We start from the raw sequence: 18,058 nt of genomic DNA on the forward strand, positions 1-18,058 counted from the left end.
TCCCTGAACCAGACTCTGGTTTAGGGAACACCCCTTGTTGTTTAGAACGGACAGCTCCCCGGATGTTTAGATCTCGCTTTCGCTCAGCAGCCACTGAATGATAGAACGAACCATGACACCTGTTGCTCCCTTAGGATTAACTCCACGTTCTTTAGATACATATGCAGTGCCAGCAATATCTAGATGAATCCATGGCAAGCCCTCAGCAAACTCACCTACAAATAATCCGCCTGTAGTAGCTCCACCATATCTTCCAGCAGTGTTACGGATATCGGCAACCTCGCTCTTTAGCATTTCACGAAATTCCGGGTATGCCGGAAGCTGCCAGACCTTTTCCCCTGAATAGCTTGAAGCGGCCAGAAATCGCTCCAGAAACGCTTCATCATTAGTCACAGCACCTGTTGCTATATCTCCCAAAGTGGACAACACAGCGCCTGTCAGCGTAGCTACATCGATAATACGTTTCGCTCCCCATTCCCGAGCATAAGTCAGCGCATCTCCCAGGACAATTCTGCCTTCAGCATCGGTATTCAACACTTCTATCGTTCGTCCGCTCATGGAGGTAATAACATCTCCAGGCTTAAAAGCATTGGCCGATGGCATATTCTCCGCAGAAGGAATAACCATAACGACATTAATTCGTGGACGTAAGCGGCCAAGCGCCTCCATTACTCCAAGTACAGCCGCTGCCCCTCCCATATCACTAATCAGCTCTTCCATACCTGGTGCTCTTTTTAAGGAGATCCCGCCGGTGTCAAAGGTAACTCCCTTCCCTACAAGCCCCACTACATTATCCCAATTCCCTGTCCCCTGATAACGGATGACGATCATTCGTGGAGGGTTTACACTTCCTTTTCCGACGGCGAGTAATCCGCCCATTCCTTTTTGCTCAATTTCCCGTTCGTCCAGCACCTCAGAAGGAAAGCCATATCGCTCAGCAATCTCTACAGCGGCCACAGCAAGGTCTGAGGGGGTCAATAGATTACCAGGCATGTTGGTCAAGCTCCGCGCCAAATTCGTGGCCTCACCGAAAGCTAGCCCCTTCTGAATGCCTTGAGTCCAATCCCGCCCGGCAGTACCCTCTAATTTCTCTTTTATAGTGAAAACAACTGCTGTTGGGCCTGTATAAAAAGACTGCACCTGCTTATAGGTAGACCGACGATAGGAACCAAGCATTAGCCCCTCCGTCAGCGCATAAGCAATAGAAGTCACATCCTTCTCTACGGTAAGCTCCTGTAATTTGTCCGGCACTTCAAATATCAGCTTGAGCGCCTTCAAACGAAGTGCTGCACGAACTGTCTGAGCCCCCATTTGCCTTAGATCCTCAGTCGTGAGAAGTTGGTCCCCCCTGCCAACCAAAATAACAACAGGACAACCAGATGAATTCTCAGCAGGTAGTACATAAGTCTGATTAAGCTTGCCTTTAAATAAACCTGCCTTTCCCAATAGGCGAATTCTGTCATCCCAGCCCTCGGAAAAGCCTCCATTTTCGACCTCAGACTCAGAAATAATAAGGATAAGGGCATCACCCTGCACATTGTTGGCAACACCACTGTTGTAATCTATATTCATTGTGATTCCCTCCATTTGTTTCCCAAAACCAACACCCATTGTAACATAAGCAAAGGCTGATCTCCGCATCTGTATTTTCCGCAGGGATCAGCCTCTTATTACTTATTCTAATGGATTAGTGGTAAAGAGATCACAAAATGAGTACCCTCGTTGACTCTGCTGCTAACAGAAATGCATCCGCCATGATTTTTGATGATGCGGTCACTTACGGAAAGACCCAATCCTGTACCATTCTCCTTGGTAGTAAAGAAAGGATTAAATAACCTGTCCAGTGTACGAATATCCATTCCTTTACCGTTGTCAGATATGAAAATACGGACCTCAGAGCCTTCTCTGCGGGCACCAACTTCGATTTTCCCCATCGAATCATCTTCTCGATCCGCTACAGCCTCCATTGCATTTCTAATCATATTAAGCACGACTTGCTTCATCTGTTTGACATCGCCAGAAATCACCATGTCCTCTTGAAGAGGATGAAGATTGATCTGGCAGCCTTTCATTAAAGCTTCGCTCTCTGTAAGGAGAACAACCTCCTTAAGCAATGCGGACACGGGTATCATCCCCACCTGCGGAACTGACGGCTTAGAGGAGGATAGAAATTCATGAATAATATCGTTCGCACGATCGATCTCGGCCAATATAATCTTGGCATATTCCTCTTTCCCCAGTTGATGCAAGTATGGATGAAGCAGTTGAATAAATCCCCGGATCGCGGTCAACGGATTCCGGATTTCATGGGCAATAGATGCGGATAATTTGCCTAGCATAGCCAAGCTATCGTTCTGGTAAGCCGTTTGTTCGATTAACTTATAATCCGAGATTTCCTTGACAGTGAACAAATAACAGCCTTTCATTTGCTCTCCGCAGCATAAAGTAACCTTCCAGTAACGGCCATACTCGTCTAGAAACTCATAATTTGATTTTCCTTTGTATACCATCTCTCTGTAGCTCTGCAGTACTTGTTTTTTCTTGGAACGGCTCAGTCGAATATTAGACAGCAGATGGGAAAATGTGCAGCCCACAAGAGAGTGACGGGTAAGCTCGAGCATCCCGTACATTTGCTTATTTACAAAACTTATAACTCCCTCTTCATCAAAAAGCATGATTCCGCTGTCAATATTCTCTAGAACATCCTCGTATGTAGTATCCACAGGTCCAGTTTGATAGGTTCTTCCCGGTAATAGAAGACTTTCTTGATATTGGCTAATCACGATACGAAGTTCCCCCTTTTACTGCATTTGACGAAGACGCTTAAGCGACATCAAATTACTATGTATTTGAGTGTATGACGAAGCCGCCAGAACATTCGGTAATCGTTGCACTTTTTCCAACCGGTTCAATTATATTCCAATCATATCCAAGAGAACTAGACAACGCAATCGGAGAAACTGTCGAATGGTAAAAAAATTCATAAAATGATTCCAAAGACATATGAAACATCACATCAAATTATATTTATCGCTATTTATTCGTCTAAATGATTTAAAACAATCTAAAAAGGATCACGAAAAGCTAAAAAGGATTATAAAAAGCTAAAAAGCCCCCGCGATTGCGGAGGCTTACATGGAAAAATGGGGCATGCCCAAAAAATTAGTAATAAACTTATGCCTTTTGTTGCAGGCGTAGACGGCGCTGACTCATCACAGCTAACCTTTTTTTCAATTCCCGTTCCCACTTGGTATCCTCAATCTGTTTAGCTACAGCTAGCAGGTCAAGCGCCATATCGATTTGATTGCGTACAACGGCTAGAGGATCTTCACTCTCGACGTTAATGACATTCTCGAATATTGCAGTTTCGTCTTCCATGACATAGTCCTGAAAGTCCACGTCGGTAACACCATCTCCATGTGCATATTCCGCTAAGATCTCATATTCATTCTCGACCTTGTAGTGAACCTCCACACGATGACATACCGGACAAAAAAGCAGGGGAACATTATGGACTTGCGTGCGATAATGTTTTAGGGTCCCCTTTGTTCCTACCATACTCGCTCCACAGCAAAAGCTCATATTTGTTCGCCCTCCTTAGAAATAACCCTTTGATTGTTTATTATTGTATTACATTACCCCAATGGAGATTCCTCCACTCGAGGACATAATATAACTTTTCGCGCCTATTTTCAAATCTATTTAGATATACAAGATCTTTTGGAGCAAAAAACCCCCTTACAGAAAATTTTCTGCAAGGAGGTAGAAATCAGAATATCAAGGATCACTATGATAACGGTCTAAAATTTACAGATTCTTATCTCCCGGCTTCCAGTTCATTGGGCATAAACCACCAGATTGCAAGGCTTGCAGAACACGAAGTGTTTCTTCCACGCTGCGGCCTACATCATTGTGGTTAACGACTTGATATTTCAATTCGCCTTCAGGATCGATTATGAACAAACCACGCAATGCGATACCTTCTTCTTCAATCAGAATGCCATAGTCTTTAGAGACTTGTTTCGTAATATCAGCTGCAAGCGGGAAATTCAAACGACCCAGGCCATTAGAATCCTTAGGGGTATTGATCCAAGCTTTGTGGCTGTGGATCGAATCGATGCTTGCGCCGAGAATCGCTGTATCAAGTGCTTCAAACTGTGCTGCTGCGTCACTGAGAGCTGTGATTTCAGTTGGACATACAAATGTGAAATCAAGCGGATAGAAGAAGAATACAAGCCATTTGCCACGATAATCAGACAAGCTTACTTTACCAAAATCCTTACCATCACCTGATACGGTTTCCATAGTAAAATCGGGAGCCGGTCTACCTACTAAACGTTCCGCCATTGCTAGAATCCTCCCTCTGATTATGTAAGAAAAAGTACCATTTGTATCTCTCAATATACTGAAATATACTGAAATATATTGAAATTTGCAGAAATCGATAATATCTTGTCTACTAAACAAATGGTATCATCGCACAAAATCAAAGTCAAGATTAGATCAATTATTTATTTATAATCATTATAAACTAATAATTAAGCTTTGCGGATTGCTGCAACAATCAGGTCGCCCATTTCAGTTGTACTGATCGCTTTGCTCTTATCCACGGCGATATCACTTGTACGGTGCCCTGCATCCAATACTGCAGCAACTGCAGCTTCGATTGCAGCAGCAGCATCCTCATAACCAAAGGTTAAGCGGAACATAAGGGCCAGCGACAAGATTGTTGCGATCGGGTTCGCAAGCCCTTGTCCGGCAATATCAGGAGCAGAGCCGTGAACGGGCTCGTAGAGACCATAGTTGCCGTCACCCATCGAAGCCGAAGCAAGCATACCGATAGAACCTGTCAGCATAGCAGCCTCGTCGCTCAGGATATCACCAAACATGTTCTCAGTAACGATAACGTCAAAGCTAGATGGACGGCGCAGCAGCTGCATTGCGCAGTTATCAACCAGTACATGCTCTACCTCTACCTCCGGATATTCTGGAGCGATCTTATTCACAACCTCACGCCACAAACGTGAAGTTTCAAGTACATTCGCTTTATCAACACTCGCCAGTTTATTGCGGCGCTTGCCGGCAATTTCAAAAGCTTGGCGGACAATTCGTTCTACTTCCATTACGTTATATACACAGGTGTCCACAGCTTCTTCACCATGTTCTCCTTGACGGCGCAATTTATCTCCGAAATAAATCCCGCCAGTCAGTTCGCGAACTACCATAAGATCTGTGCCTTCCAGGACTTCAGGCTTCAAAGTCGAAGCATCCTTAAGACAGTCAAATACGACAGCTGGACGCAGGTTGGAGAACAACCCCAGTGCTTTGCGAATTCCGAGCAGTCCGGTTTCAGGACGAAGTTCCTTTGGATTATTATCCCATTTTGGTCCACCAACAGCACCCAATAACACAGCATCTGCGCTACGACAGATTTCAAGTGTATCTTCCGGCAGCGGAGTGCCCTTCTCGTCTATAGCGATACCGCCAAATAATGCATGCTCTGTTTCAAAGGCATAACCGAATACTTCTTCTGTTACTTTCAATACTTTTTCCGCTTCTGCTACAACTTCTGGTCCAATACCGTCCCCTGCGATAACGGCGATTTTTTTAACTTCACTCATCTCAGTCACTCCTCAAGTTTTCTGCTCTAACAGACATAGTTCTTCTTTATATTGTTGTATCATACCCAGTCGTAAAGGACAAAGATATAGATTCTATTGATCTGATAGGTATAGCCTATAAACAGTGAGAATCAGAACACCACCGTGAATGCTGAGCATATTTGCTCTTAGTTCTGAAGATGTTTACAATTACTATGAAGTCATCTATCAAAGGAGTGAATGCGAAGTGCATTATACAAAGCTTGGCAAATCCGGCATGAAGGTCAGTCGCCTATGTCTAGGAACGATGAATTTTGGCCCACAGACGGATGAAAAAGAAGCCTTCCGCATCATGGACGCTGCACTGGATGCAGGTGTTAATTTTTTTGATACCGCTAACATTTACGGCTGGGGCGAAAATTCTGGCCTGACTGAAACCATTATCGGACGCTGGTTTAAACAAGGCGGCGGGCGGCGGGAAAAGGTTGTACTAGCCACCAAAGTTTATGGAGCCATGAATGATAAGCTTGATGGTCCTAATGATGAAGAAGGATTATCCTCATATATCATTCGTCGCCATCTTGAAGGGTCCCTGCAGCGTCTTCAGACCGATCATATTGAATTGTACCAGATGCATCATATAGACCGCAGTACGTCCTGGGAAGAGCTCTGGGGGGCTTTCGAGCTGGCTGTGAGTCAAGGCAAGATTGGTTATGTCGGTTCCAGTAACTTTGCAGGCTGGGATATCGCCATAGCACAACAAGAAGCAAAGGCTCGTGGTTTTCTTGGACTAGTCTCAGAGCAGCATAAATACAGTCTGACCTGTCGGCTTCCTGAACTTGAAGTTTTGCCAGCCGCTCGCCATCTGGGGCTAGGTATTATTCCTTGGAGTCCACTCGATGGAGGTCTTCTCGGAAGAAATGCACTCAAAAAAATAGAGGGCAGCCGAAGTGGCGGAAATGCAGATCGTGTAGAGCAGCACAAGAGCCAGCTTGAGGCTTTTTCCAGCTTATGTATGGAGCTGGGAGAACCACAGGATAATGTCGCTCTTGCTTGGCTACTGGCTAATCCTGCTGTAACAGCTCCTATTATCGGCCCCCGCACACTGGAGCAATTCGAGAGTGCGCTGCGCAGTCTTGAGATTGTACTAGATGAAGCTGTGCTTAAACGACTAGATGAAATATTCCCTGGACCCGGCGGTGAAGCCCCTAAAGCCTATGCTTGGTAGGTAAGTTCTATCATAAAAGGAGCTGAGGCCTCAGCAGAATCCATTCGCTGAAGCCTCAGCTCCCTTTTACTCATACTTATTCAGCTGTGTCCACGGTCACACTTCCATTACTCGTGCTTAAATCCACAGTATACGTAGCTTTACCAAGCACAGCGGTACCATAGCTATCGCCGTCCCGATCCCAGGGTACATTCCCCTTCAGCGAGCCATTACTTGTATCTGCAATAATCTTCGCATCCGACACGGCCGGTAAGCCCACTATAATCTTTCCGTTACTGGATGTACATTTCCAGTTTCCGGTCACTGCTGAGTTTATAGTAATTTTGCCATTGCTGCTCTTGGCTGACAACGCCCCATCAATGTTATCCAATACTATGGCTCCATTAGAGCTCACAAGTTCAACTTCACCTTGGATATTCTGTACGGATAGTGACCCATTGCTGGTATGCGCATCCACTTCGCCGACAATATCATGAATATTTAATGCACCATTACTTGTCTCAACCTCTATACCTGACTTAAGATTCCAGGCTTCTATAGAGCCATCACTTGTCTCAACCTCAACAGCAAGGTTATTGGGTGCACTTATATTTAAATAAGGACTTTTGGTATTGAATCCAAACTGAATGTTAGAGAACCAATTATGATCGGTATCGAGCTCCATAATCAGTGTATCTCCTTCAGTACTAACCTTCCATTTCTTTTCTAATGCACTTTCAGCATCACTTTGCGATTTTCCAGGCAGCAGTAAACTTCCCTCATAATCCAAAGAGCTTCCAGCTACACCCTCAACCTTTACTTTTCCACTTGGAAGTACGATTTTGAGCGTCGTAATATTCTCTTTCACTTCCACATTCCCACTAAGCGGAGTTAGATGTGTATTACCGATCAGATTGCTGAGTGAACCTCCGGCCATTACTGTCTGAGCACCACTTGCTCCGATCAGCACAATAATTAACAGGATGGCCCAGCCGCTTACACGGCTTTTGACATCGGATTTGATAAAAAGTCTAATCAACATCTCAAGTCCGAATAAGACCAACAACGCCGGCCATAAAAAACCAAGCACCTCATAGCTGATCATATCATACTGAGCCATCACGATAATGACACCAAGGGCAATGCAGCCCAAGGCTGCTGTGAAACTTCCTATTTTCCATCTCCCCATAGTTAAATCCCCGTTTCTTATGCTCTCGTATTGTTCCTTAACATCTTCAGTCCGTACGCAATCAGACCCACTGATAATAAGATCGTGCCGATGTTGATCTCAGTCAGCATATCCCAAAGGGTAGGGAAAGCTGTGATTACCAACATAAGGAACCCAGCAACAACACAGCCGATTCCCACCCAAGCTGGATTGATCTCTTCATGTGGATATCCAGGCATAGAGGACATACCCATGGTCCAAGGGGCTCCGAAGCTGTCTGGATGAAACATCATTCGTTCGTGTTCAGCAGCCGTTATTTTCATCCAAGCCGCCTTCTGCAGGGCATCAAACAACTGATAAAACCACAGCGCCGCCAGGGCAAACGGGAAGATCAAGGGCTCGGACGGAATAAACATTATACATAAGGAGGCCCCGATCATAAACTGTAAACCCTGCTTTTTAAAGCCTAAGTACAAATGACCTACTCCAGGTATCATAGCCAGCATAAAAGTGAGCCAACGTCTCTTCTTAATCATAATACATCCTCCTAAAATTTGGGTAGCAAAACTTTAGCCAATTTAAACATCTATTGATGATCAATTATTTTATTACTATCTCCCAAAGCCACCAAACCACTGGGTTACTGAATTCGACATATGGCCGTTTATTTCGGTAATGCCATAGGCCAAATTCTCAAATACCCCAAACTGCAACAATAACAAACTGAGGCAAGCAGCCACTCCATAATGAATCCATGAGGTTTTTGGGGCAGAACGACGTCTTACATTGGTTGCCTTAGTCGCTCGTGATCTGCGCCCTGTTTCGAGCTGCTCAATATGTGTCATAACATCTGCTGCGAGATCCGGGAAGTCCATCTGCGCCTGCAACTGTTCTCTGTCAGCATCCATTTCCGACCACAGCTCCGACATTGCTTTGGCTTCCTCCAGCCACTCTGCGCAATCAGGACATGACTCTATGTGCAATCGGATACTCAGCTCCATCTCTGGAGACAGTAGGCCGTCTATATAATGTGGCATCCATTCCTTCACTATTGCACAATTCATCGCCATTCCTCCCTTTGTTTACGCATCATCTGTCTGGCTCGATAAAGCTGCGATTCGATTGTTTTCACGGAAACTCCCTTTTGCTCTGCAATCTCTTGATAGGAATTTCGCTGAAAATAGTACAGCTGGACGACCGACCGGTACGGTTCCGCCAGACTATTCACATTCTCACCTAATTCAGCTGATGTTTCCTGCTCAAGTACCTCATGCTCCGGAGTTTGAGACGTTACCCAATCATTTTCTGTGTAATCAGCTGCACTTCGGTACTTCCACTCCCTATCGTTGGCCCGTTTCCAGTCCAGACAGGTTCGGTAGGCAATCCGATACAGCCATGTCGAGAAGGAGGATTGTCCTCTGAAAGAGGGGAGCGCTTTATATGCTTTTATAAAAACCTCCTGGGCCATATCTTTGGCCGATTCGGCTTCTCCTGTGATTTTGACGCATACTCTGTATACCATGCCTTGGTAACGTGTCACCAAATGCCCAAAGGCTTGATGTTGACCGTTCAGCACAGCAGCAATCCATTCTGCCTCTTCCAGCTTTCTCCCCTCCTTCACCTTCATAACGTTAGACGCCAACCAATCGTTCTCCCCTGCAACCTATACATAAATTTTTTTGGTTTTTTTGAAATAGGCTGAAGAGAGGAATATATAGTTTGTTGTCGAATAATGTTTAACTACTATGACTAAAAGAAAACTCTTCTTAATTATCGCATTGTTTCTTATTGTACTCACTGGATTCCGTATCCTATGGGTAAAGATTTCTCCGCACACCACACAACCACCACTGATCAATGGTGTGTTGGATTTACGGGATAAACAATGGAATCAGGACAAACTCCTTATTTTAAATGGGCAGTGGGAGTTCTATCCGGGTATGCTGCTTCCTTCATTCAACGAACAATCTGTAACTGCTGCTCCTGCAAAATATATACAAGTCCCGGGGAACTGGAAAGATGCCCTTAGCGATAGCGATAAATCTGCTTATGGCTACGGCTCCTATCGGCTACGTGTCCTAACAGATAATCATAAGAAGCAATCCTATAGTCTTCTAATTTCCGGAGCTCGGTCCTCTTCAGAAGTGTATATCAACGGTGAACGGCTGGACAGCTCTGGCACTCCTGCTGAGAGTAAAGAACACTATATTCCGTACATACTGCCTTATTCAGTATCCTTTACAACCGATAAAAGTGAACTTGAAATTGTGATCCATGTAGCCAACTATTCCTTTTCCCAAACGGGAGGAATTTCTAAAACGATTGTTTTTGGCAGCGAAAAAGCTTTAACACAGGAAAGACTGCTCTCTATTAGCCTACAGTTGCTATTATGTGTTGTTCTAATACTGCACGCTGTATATGCTGTTATTTTATATATAATTGGGCTGCGGCAAAAGATGTTGATCTATTTTTTTCTACTGGTAATATCCGCTATAACTACCGTACTCATAGATGATGACAGGCTTTTATTGCACGTATTTCCCTTGAACTATCAATGGAATTTCAAGCTATTTTTTATCTCTTATATTGCTGTATTTATTTTTATCCTGCAGACAAGCAAACATCTTTTGTTCGCGGATTTAAAAATAAAAAGTATTCGTATCCTAACCATCCTGTCCGTAGTAGACATCCTGTTCATATTATTTGGACCCGTTGTTCACTATTATGAATTTCACACACTGATTTTCGGCATAAATTTATTAGTTTTAGCATTAGGTGTCGTAATTCTTTTTCTGAGATCTATTGTTAAAAATTACGAAGGCTCTATTTTCCTGTTGTTATCTATGTTTGCCATCGTTAACAGCACACTTTGGGGAATGTTCAAGAATTATAACTGGGTTAACGTTACCTATTATCCTTTTGATCTAATTATCGCCTTTTTGTGCTTTGCGACTTTTGGATTTAAGCGATATCACTGGAATACCAAGGAGACAGAAAAACTGGCGCACAGCCTGCAGAGAAGTGTTACACAAAAGGATGCTTTTTTGGCTAACACCTCACATGAATTAAAAAATCCGCTGTACAGTATCATTAACATTGCCGAAACTGTCCTGGACAGCGAGCGTGATACTGTAACGCATCAAAATGCTGAGAATTTAAAACTGCTCATTACCGTTGGAAGACGTATGTCCCTTCTGGTAGACGATCTGCGGGATCAATCCCAGCTCCGTGAAAGCAATATACAATTGCAGCTCAGAGAACTTAAGATCCAATCCTTCGCAGTGGGTGTGCTTGATATGTTCAAATTCTTAACGGAAGGGAAATCTTTAACCTTAATCTCAGAAATACCAGATTCATTCCCTTCTATTGTGGCTGATGAAAAAAGACTCATTCAGATCTTGTTCAATCTGCTTCAAAATGCTGTTAAATATACGACTGTAGGCACGATAAGAATCCATGCAGATATTCATAAAAAATCGGCGCAGATTCATATTACGGATACGGGTCTTGGCATGAACGAGGAGACGTTGCTCAGAGCTTTCCAGCCCTATGAACAGGGCGATTCCAGCATGAACGAAGTTAGCGGTGGCATCGGGCTTGGATTAAGCACCAGCAAGCAGTTAGTTGAACTTCACGGCGGGAAAATAAGTGTAGTCTCTACACTTGGAGAAGGTACTACCTTTACATTCACAATGCCATTATACGATTCAACCAGCCGGGTATTGAGTTCAGAACTGCCCTCTATGACTGAATTCTCAGACACGCCATCTATGATCACTTTATCCAAATTAACCGCACCGGGTATCGTTTCATCAGCCCATGGAAGGAGACCCAAGCTTCTGGCTGTAGATGATGATCCGGTTAATCTAAAAATACTTACCAACGTACTTTCCATCAAGGACTATGAAATCGTTACGGTGACCAGCGGAAACGATGCTTTACTATTGCTGGATACCGTTCAGTGGGATTTAATTATTACAGATGTAATGATGCCACAAATGTCCGGGTATGAGCTGGCGCATAGAATTCGTGAACGTTACACCATTGCTGAGCTTCCCATTCTGCTTCTGACGGCACGAGGCCAAGCGGAAGATATTTATACCGGTTTTATTTCAGGTGCAAATGACTATGTAATGAAGCCTATGAATGCAATAGAGCTGAAGGCCCGTGTACGCTCCTTAACAGATCTAAAACAGTCCGTAAACGAACGGCTTCGTGTGGAAGCTGCCTATCTTCAAGCGCAAATACAACCACATTTCTTGTTCAACACATTAAATTCAATATCTGCGCTGGCTTCTTTTGATATTAATAGAATGAGTCACCTTGTGGATGCCTTCAGCTCTTATTTGCGTTTAAGCTTCAATTTCCTGAATGCTGAGCCTATGATACCGATTGAACGAGAGCTTGAGCTTGTTCATGCCTACCTCTACATAGAAAAGGAGCGCTTTGAAGATAGGATGACCATTCTTTGGGATTATGAGGAAAGCTTGCATTTTCAGCTGCCGCCCCTGACTATACAGCCACTGGTTGAAAATGCTGTCCGGCACGGTATTTTGAGTCGCTCCCAAGGAGGAACGGTGTCCATAACCATCAAGGAACAAGCTGGCGATATTGAAATCACGATATCAGACAATGGCCAAGGCATGAAAAACGAACAACTCCAGCAGTTGCTCAGCAATCCGTCTAATGATGCAAGAGGAATCGGATTTTTAAATACACATAAACGGCTGTTGCGGGTCTACGGAAAAGGGCTGCAGATTAAAAGCTCCGAAGGGAAAGGAACTTCTGTGAGTTTTATTATTCCTTCTGACAAAAAAAATCCGCTTCGAAAACCTTCTGATTAACAGACAAACTATTGTGAACCGAAATATCAAGTAAGGATTCGACGTATTTTGGCTAAAATACTATATCTGAGTGGTGATTAATAATGATTCAGGCAATATTAGTTGACGATGAACGGCTTGCCCTTGTGAAATTAGAGTTTATGTTAAAAAAAATACCATCTTTACATATAGCCGCTTCCTATACGGACCCCTCACAGGCCATTCAAGAGGCTCCGTCTTATCATCCTGACGTTATTTTTATTGATATTGAAATGCCTGAAATTAATGGTCTTCAAGCTGCGGAGATGCTCCAAGAGGCCTGTCCAAATGCAAATATTATCTTCGTAACCGCGTATAACCATTATGCTGTGGAGGCTTTTGAGATTAATGCGCTCGATTATATTTTGAAGCCTGTGCGAAATGACCGACTATTGAAAGCTGTCCAGCGGTTAGAAGAAAGATTGTCACTTGCACCAAAACTCATAATTGCAAAAGAAGAGGTAACCATTCGTTGTCTTCAATCGCTTCGTTTTGAACGAGGCGGACAATCTCTGAATAATCTGCGTTGGAGAACCTCTAAGGCCCAAGAGTTATTTGCCTTTTTGCTCCATAATCGCAACCGCTTCGTAAGTAAAGACATGCTGATTGAACTGCTGTGGCCAGACTTCAATCTGAAAAAGGCCTCTACCCATCTCTATACAACAATTTATCAAGTCCGGCAATGCTTAAAGCAGAATGAAGTCGACCTGCATATCAGCAACCTTAGCGGGGGGGAAGGCTATACCCTTGAAACCGGATCAATGTTGATTGATGTAGATAAGTGGGAACAGGGTATCCTGGCTCTGGAAACCATCAGTGAAGTTAATTGTGCGGAGCATCAAGTTTTATTCGAGCTTTATTCTGGAGATTACTATGACGATTATGATTATTTATGGGCTGAAAGTGAGCGGCAACGTCTTCGTACCATTTGGTTGCACCATGCAATGGGCATAGCCCAATTTTATATAGAAAGCAACAGAATTGCCGAGGCCGTTACTGTCTATCAACGAGTAGTGCAGTTACAGCCTTATTTTGAACAAGGGCATTTAGGATTAATGAAGGTCTACGACAGCATTGGAGAACGTTCCGCTGTGGAAGAGCAGTACAAGCTGCTCAAGGATTTGTTCCAAAAGGAACTTAACCTTGGCCTTCCAGCCAGCGTTGAGCAATGGTACGAGCAATGGGAGCAGCTTAACCATAGAGTGCGATGAGCTAAATAACCTATCAAGACATAATAAAGACACCCGGATAAAACCGGGTGTCTTTATTATTACCTTCCTAGTTATTACGTTTGAATCGTCTTGTTAAGACAAACCCTAAAAGCACCAGACTACCACCAGCCAAGTAGATCGGAAACGCGCTGTCTTCTCCTGTTTTCGGAAGCTGAGTCGGTTTATTGCTGTTATTTCCCGGCTCAGTAACTGTACCCTTTGGTACTTCCTCCACATCAATCTCTATGAGGATTTCTTCTTCATTTCCATTCTCATCTGTAACAATAATGGTGAACTTATCTTTACCAATATAGCCCGGATCAGGTGTGTAGACCCATTTGCCATCCTTAGTAATAGTCACTTTACCATGTCCCGGCTCATCTCCCAAGCTTGGCACTCCCCCAAGTGGAATTTCACCTTCAATAGGAACATCTTCATTGGTAATCTCTTTCTGCACAGGTGGGGTTACCTGCGGAACAACAGGCGTACTAGTTGCCACAGGCTGGCTTGGAGTAGCTGTTGGCGTAACCGTTGGCGTTGCCGTCGACACTGGCGTTACCATCGGTGTTGGCGAAGGTGTTGCCACCACAACTGGTGTTGCTGTTGGTGTAGAAGTAACGACTACTTCCGGTGTCGGTGTCGGTGTCGGTGATGGTGTCCAGATAGGACCTGTCGGTTCCTCTGGCGTAGACGTTGGTGTTGCTGTCGGCGTCGACGTTGGTGTTGCTGTCGGCGTCGACGTTGGTGTTGCTGTCGGTGTCGACGTTGGTGTTGCTGTCGGCGTCGACGTTGGTGTTGCTGTCGGTGTCGACGTTGGTGTTGCTGTTGGCGCTGGCGTTGGTGTTACCGTTGGTGCGGGCGTTACGGTCGGTATAGGCGTTGCTGTTGGTGTCGGAACTTTGTTTTTTACCTCAAGGCTTATCCCTGTCGTCGAAGAAATAGTCACTTCATGTGGTGTTTGATCAAGAACATAACCAGCAGGCGCTGTTTTCTCAATTAATATATATTTCCCACCTGTTAGTTTGGTAAATTCAAGTATCCCGTTTGTATCCGTAGTGCCTTCCTTAATCCAGATCTTATCGGCATCAACTACCCGATACAGATCAAAAACGGCCCCACTTAACACCTTACTCGTATTCCCGTCTTCTACTTTGGTAATCGTCAACGGTCCTCTTACGCCGCTTCCTGTGCCGGAGCCGCTAGAGAGCTTAACGATAATTTCCTCGGTGCTTACACCTGGAACTACTTTGATGTTTTTACCATCGAAACTAACCTTATTGGTTACCTTATCATTGTTTTGTGCTGTGATCAGGGAGTCATATTTCAAAATATAAGCTTCGGAAATATCCTTCAGGAAACTAAGCTTAAAGCTTTCTTTTCCGTCATTATCCGTAGTGATTTCCAGCTTATAATCTGTACCACTCACCAATTCTTGGTTGGTCGATGTTACATCCCCATTGCTTGCAACTTTCGTTTTGTAGACATGGAATGTATTGGACAGCAGGATTTGATTGTCGCTTGGAATATCCGTAATTACCGCTTCTTTTACAAAAGATTGGTTACGGTTGATGTAAACCGTCCAATGTATTTTATTTCCATCCTGTGCACCTTCTTTGTTAACGTATTCCCCGCCCTGAGGGATATTAACAGAAGCTTGCAGTTTAGCGGACTCTACTTTCGCACCGTCATATAACGTAGCTGTATTTTTAATTTCATTTGAATCAATCGCTTGATCCGCGAACGTTGTTTTGAAAGTGACGTAGAACGCATAATTAATCGTTTTATTAAATGTCACCTTAAGCTCACTGCCATCCAGCTCCACTTTATAGTCCGCGGAATTCACACTAGCTTGAGGAGAAGGATTTCCATCCTTTCCATACTCCCATTTATTCACTTTGACAGAATCCATATTTACAACTTGGCCAGCTGAAATGGTATCAACCAGTTGAGCTTGGTTTAACGTTTTCTGATTATAATTAGCCCCAATGTTCCAAGTGATTTCCTTAGTTACAGCATTGTAGGAACCACTCTTCTTCCCATTGTTTTTAACCTCATCTCTTGGATTAAAGGTTACGGTCGCTTCTTTATGCTTAGACTCCTGCACCCCATTAACCATTTCTTTCCAATCGAGTGCACCTGTATTAGTGAATTGAGTTTTGCCCGGAGCCAGCCAATCATAGTTAAAGCTTGTTGTATAAGTAATTGTGTAAGGCTCATTTATCGGCGCATTAAAAGTAATCACAAATCCATCGTTTACTGCAACCGGATCATGTGCATTGTAAACAACACTATGGACGGTAGCAGTTCCACCTTTAGTTGGTTGAACCTTTAATGTACCCGGGACAAGCTTTAATCCAGCATTGCCAAAAGTATCTGTCACCACTAGATTTTCCATAGTCTTGCTGTCATCGTTAATTTGGATAGTCCAATCGAGGGTCTTAGTCGCATAATTAACGTTGCTATAATTTTTATGGAGAATTTGCTGCTTGATATCACTGTAACCCGTTTCTGTTTTTCCATCATAAGTAATCTTGTTCGTAATCTTGCCATCATCAAATACTCTGCCATTTGCCTTTGTCTGATATTCAATACGGTAGGCAGAATTTATATCATTGTTAAATTTCAGATCAAAACCATTTAATCCCGGTGCAGTTGTTGGAGTTATTGTATATTCGCTTGAAGCGATTTCCGCGCCTTTAACCCCGTTGCCATTACTGTCGATCGTTACAGGATAAACTTTAACCGAGTTGAGAATTAGATCTTGGGTGTTATTGAATGTATCCTTCAAAATAGCATTTGCCGCTAAAATTGTTTTTTCATTGTAATTGAAATTAACAGCCCAGGAAATCACCTGATTCGCTGCATCGTAATTGGTGGACTCTTTCGATAGTGGTTTGCCACGTCCTACTGTAACTGTAGTGCTAGCCTTTTTAGAAAATCCGTTTTCTCCTGTTAAGACTGCCTCATTCAAAAAGGTTTTCGCATCTACACCAGTACCAGTAATATCCGTAGTGAAGCCAATCCGGTAAGCCTTAGTAAGCGGGTTATCCGCAAATTTCAGCTTTAACTCTCCCAAAGTGGATCCTGATACATCATACTTGCTGCTGTCCACTAGATTGCCAAGACTCACAGTCCCATCGACCTTCACATCAAGCTCATAAACTGCAATAGATACCGTATTCAGTGATAATCCCGCAGGGAGTGTGTCGGTGACAACTGCATTTTTTACGCTTTCCAGTGCCTTATTCACATCAACCGTCCAAGCGATGCTTGTTGGATTATAATACTGCGGCTTAGGCGAACCGTCTTTTTCTATAGTAGAGCTAACCTTCGGCTTAAAATTAAGCTCAATAGTCTGAGTACCGCCTTGTATCGGGAAAATCAGGGTTTGCTTCGTGGAGCCTGTAATTTTCTTGGAGCTCAAAAGCGACCTTACGGAGAAAGTCCCTCCCACTTTATCGTGAGTTTCGATATAAGCATTAAATGTAAATACAACGCGGTTAGTATTTTTGTCGACGGTATAAGTCCCTACAGGCTCATCGTCAAAAATAAGATCACCATTCAGATCGTTATAAAGTTCAAACTGTGTTGGAAGATCAAAGGTATAGGTGGACCCATCCTTATATCCATGCCCATCTGGAAGTGACCATGTATAGTTCAATTCCGAATAGGAATCAAGTTCATATACGCTTTCTGTAACCGTATTTGTGTATTTATCATCGGTGTATACAGCAAGCGTAACACTAGTAATGAGGTCATCTCCAATTACAGTACCGTTGCCACTCGCATATGCCTGCGAATTGACTCCAAAGCCAAAGCTGTAAGCCCATTGCGTCACAAGCAAGAATACTACGAGCAATGCGCTAATTTTCTTTTTTGATAACATTATTAAAAATGCCTCCTTTGTCACTCCGTTTATCGTGCTTTTCCTAAGCTTTATCCTTTGAATCCCGTACTCTACTCCCCCGCATTAACCTCCTTGACTCTTTCTCATGATATAAATTTGCAAC

At 43.6% G+C, this 18,058-nt stretch carries 13 protein-coding genes; 3 read left to right on the plus strand and 10 right to left on the minus strand.

Annotation, left to right across the window (positions count from 1 at the left end):
- Positions 1–66: 66 nt before the first annotated feature.
- From MKY14_RS20650 to leuB, 5 genes are all read right to left on the minus strand, one after another.
- Positions 67–1,572 carry a leucyl aminopeptidase gene (locus tag MKY14_RS20650; protein ID WP_143762367.1) on the minus strand — a complete coding sequence of 502 codons (1,506 nt, stop codon included), beginning with the start codon at positions 1,570–1,572 and terminating at the stop codon, positions 67–69.
- A 107-nt stretch (positions 1,573–1,679) separates the two neighbouring features.
- Positions 1,680–2,783 carry an ATP-binding protein gene (locus MKY14_RS20655; protein ID WP_076125474.1) on the minus strand — a complete coding sequence of 368 codons (1,104 nt, stop codon included), beginning with the start codon at positions 2,781–2,783 and terminating at the stop codon, positions 1,680–1,682.
- Between the two features lie 391 nt (positions 2,784–3,174).
- A complete protein-coding gene (locus tag MKY14_RS20660) occupies positions 3,175–3,582 on the minus strand; it encodes a hypothetical protein (protein WP_036680100.1) in 408 nt (135 codons plus the stop codon).
- Between the two features lie 225 nt (positions 3,583–3,807).
- Positions 3,808–4,347, minus strand: a complete 540-nt coding sequence (locus MKY14_RS20665) for a peroxiredoxin (RefSeq protein ID WP_036680102.1) — start codon at positions 4,345–4,347, stop codon at positions 3,808–3,810.
- Positions 4,348–4,538: 191 nt separating this feature from the next.
- Positions 4,539–5,621, minus strand: a complete 1,083-nt coding sequence (leuB, locus tag MKY14_RS20670; RefSeq protein ID WP_036680106.1) for a 3-isopropylmalate dehydrogenase — start codon at positions 5,619–5,621, stop codon at positions 4,539–4,541.
- 226 nt (positions 5,622–5,847) lie between these two features.
- Here leuB and MKY14_RS20675 point away from each other — a divergent pair, with 226 nt between their 5' ends.
- Positions 5,848–6,828: an aldo/keto reductase gene (locus MKY14_RS20675; protein ID WP_076125476.1), complete on the plus strand. Its 981-nt coding sequence runs from the start codon at positions 5,848–5,850 to the stop codon at positions 6,826–6,828.
- Between the two features lie 76 nt (positions 6,829–6,904).
- On the opposite strand, the gene MKY14_RS20680 is transcribed toward MKY14_RS20675, so the two are convergent.
- The 4 genes from MKY14_RS20680 to MKY14_RS20695 all read right to left on the minus strand — a co-directional run bounded on the left by MKY14_RS20680 (position 6,905) and on the right by MKY14_RS20695 (position 9,617).
- Positions 6,905–7,996 (minus strand): DUF4097 family beta strand repeat-containing protein, encoded by a 1,092-nt coding sequence (locus tag MKY14_RS20680; protein ID WP_076125478.1) that lies wholly within the window; start codon positions 7,994–7,996, stop codon positions 6,905–6,907.
- Between the two features lie 17 nt (positions 7,997–8,013).
- Complete coding sequence (locus MKY14_RS20685) at positions 8,014–8,511, minus strand: hypothetical protein (protein ID WP_076125480.1); 498 nt, start codon at positions 8,509–8,511, stop codon at positions 8,014–8,016.
- A 75-nt stretch (positions 8,512–8,586) separates the two neighbouring features.
- The gene (locus tag MKY14_RS20690) at positions 8,587–9,039 is read right to left on the minus strand and encodes an anti-sigma factor family protein (RefSeq protein ID WP_038569222.1); all 453 of its coding nucleotides are present in this window, start codon (positions 9,037–9,039) and stop codon (positions 8,587–8,589) included.
- On the minus strand, positions 9,036–9,617 hold the full coding sequence (locus MKY14_RS20695; RefSeq protein WP_076125482.1) for an RNA polymerase sigma factor: 582 nt from the start codon (positions 9,615–9,617) through the stop codon (positions 9,036–9,038). Before MKY14_RS20695 ends, MKY14_RS20690 begins: the two co-directional genes overlap by 4 nt.
- A gap of 103 nt (positions 9,618–9,720) precedes the next feature.
- Between MKY14_RS20695 and MKY14_RS20700 the strand changes: the two genes are divergently transcribed.
- Together MKY14_RS20700 and MKY14_RS20705 are read left to right on the plus strand one after the other, a co-directional pair.
- A complete protein-coding gene (locus MKY14_RS20700) occupies positions 9,721–12,819 on the plus strand; it encodes an ATP-binding protein (RefSeq protein WP_076125484.1) in 3,099 nt (1,032 codons plus the stop codon).
- 83 nt (positions 12,820–12,902) lie between these two features.
- On the plus strand, positions 12,903–14,048 hold the full coding sequence (locus MKY14_RS20705; protein ID WP_081386357.1) for a response regulator: 1,146 nt from the start codon (positions 12,903–12,905) through the stop codon (positions 14,046–14,048).
- A 67-nt stretch (positions 14,049–14,115) separates the two neighbouring features.
- Here the strand turns inward: MKY14_RS20705 and MKY14_RS20710 are convergent, their stop codons facing one another.
- Entirely contained in the window at positions 14,116–17,934 is a 3,819-nt protein-coding gene (locus tag MKY14_RS20710) for a collagen binding domain-containing protein (protein WP_340977208.1), read from the minus strand.
- Positions 17,935–18,058 lie beyond the last annotated feature (124 nt).

The sequence above is a fragment of the Paenibacillus sp. FSL R5-0887 genome (assembly GCF_038002305.1).
Taxonomy (GTDB): domain Bacteria; phylum Bacillota; class Bacilli; order Paenibacillales; family Paenibacillaceae; genus Paenibacillus_AQ; species Paenibacillus_AQ odorifer.

What these genes read in the sequence shown, in the direction of transcription:
- MKY14_RS20650 (WP_143762367.1), bottom strand. Translation starts at nt 1,572, where the DNA reads ATGAATATAGATTACAACAGTGGTGTTGCCAACAATGTGCAGGGTGAT.
- MKY14_RS20660 (WP_036680100.1), bottom strand. Translation starts at nt 3,582, where the DNA reads ATGAGCTTTTGCTGTGGAGCGAGTATGGTAGGAACAAAGGGGACCCTA.
- MKY14_RS20665 (WP_036680102.1), bottom strand. Translation starts at nt 4,347, where the DNA reads ATGGCGGAACGTTTAGTAGGTAGACCGGCTCCCGATTTTACTATGGAA.
- leuB (WP_036680106.1), bottom strand. Translation starts at nt 5,621, where the DNA reads ATGAGTGAAGTTAAAAAAATCGCCGTTATCGCAGGGGACGGTATTGGA.
- MKY14_RS20680 (WP_076125478.1), bottom strand. Translation starts at nt 7,996, where the DNA reads ATGGGGAGATGGAAAATAGGAAGTTTCACAGCAGCCTTGGGCTGCATT.
- MKY14_RS20685 (WP_076125480.1), bottom strand. Translation starts at nt 8,511, where the DNA reads ATGATTAAGAAGAGACGTTGGCTCACTTTTATGCTGGCTATGATACCT.
- MKY14_RS20690 (WP_038569222.1), bottom strand. Translation starts at nt 9,039, where the DNA reads ATGAATTGTGCAATAGTGAAGGAATGGATGCCACATTATATAGACGGC.
- MKY14_RS20700 (WP_076125484.1), top strand. Translation starts at nt 9,721, where the DNA reads ATGACTAAAAGAAAACTCTTCTTAATTATCGCATTGTTTCTTATTGTA.
- MKY14_RS20705 (WP_081386357.1), top strand. Translation starts at nt 12,903, where the DNA reads ATGATTCAGGCAATATTAGTTGACGATGAACGGCTTGCCCTTGTGAAA.
- MKY14_RS20710 (WP_340977208.1), bottom strand. Translation starts at nt 17,934, where the DNA reads ATGTTATCAAAAAAGAAAATTAGCGCATTGCTCGTAGTATTCTTGCTT.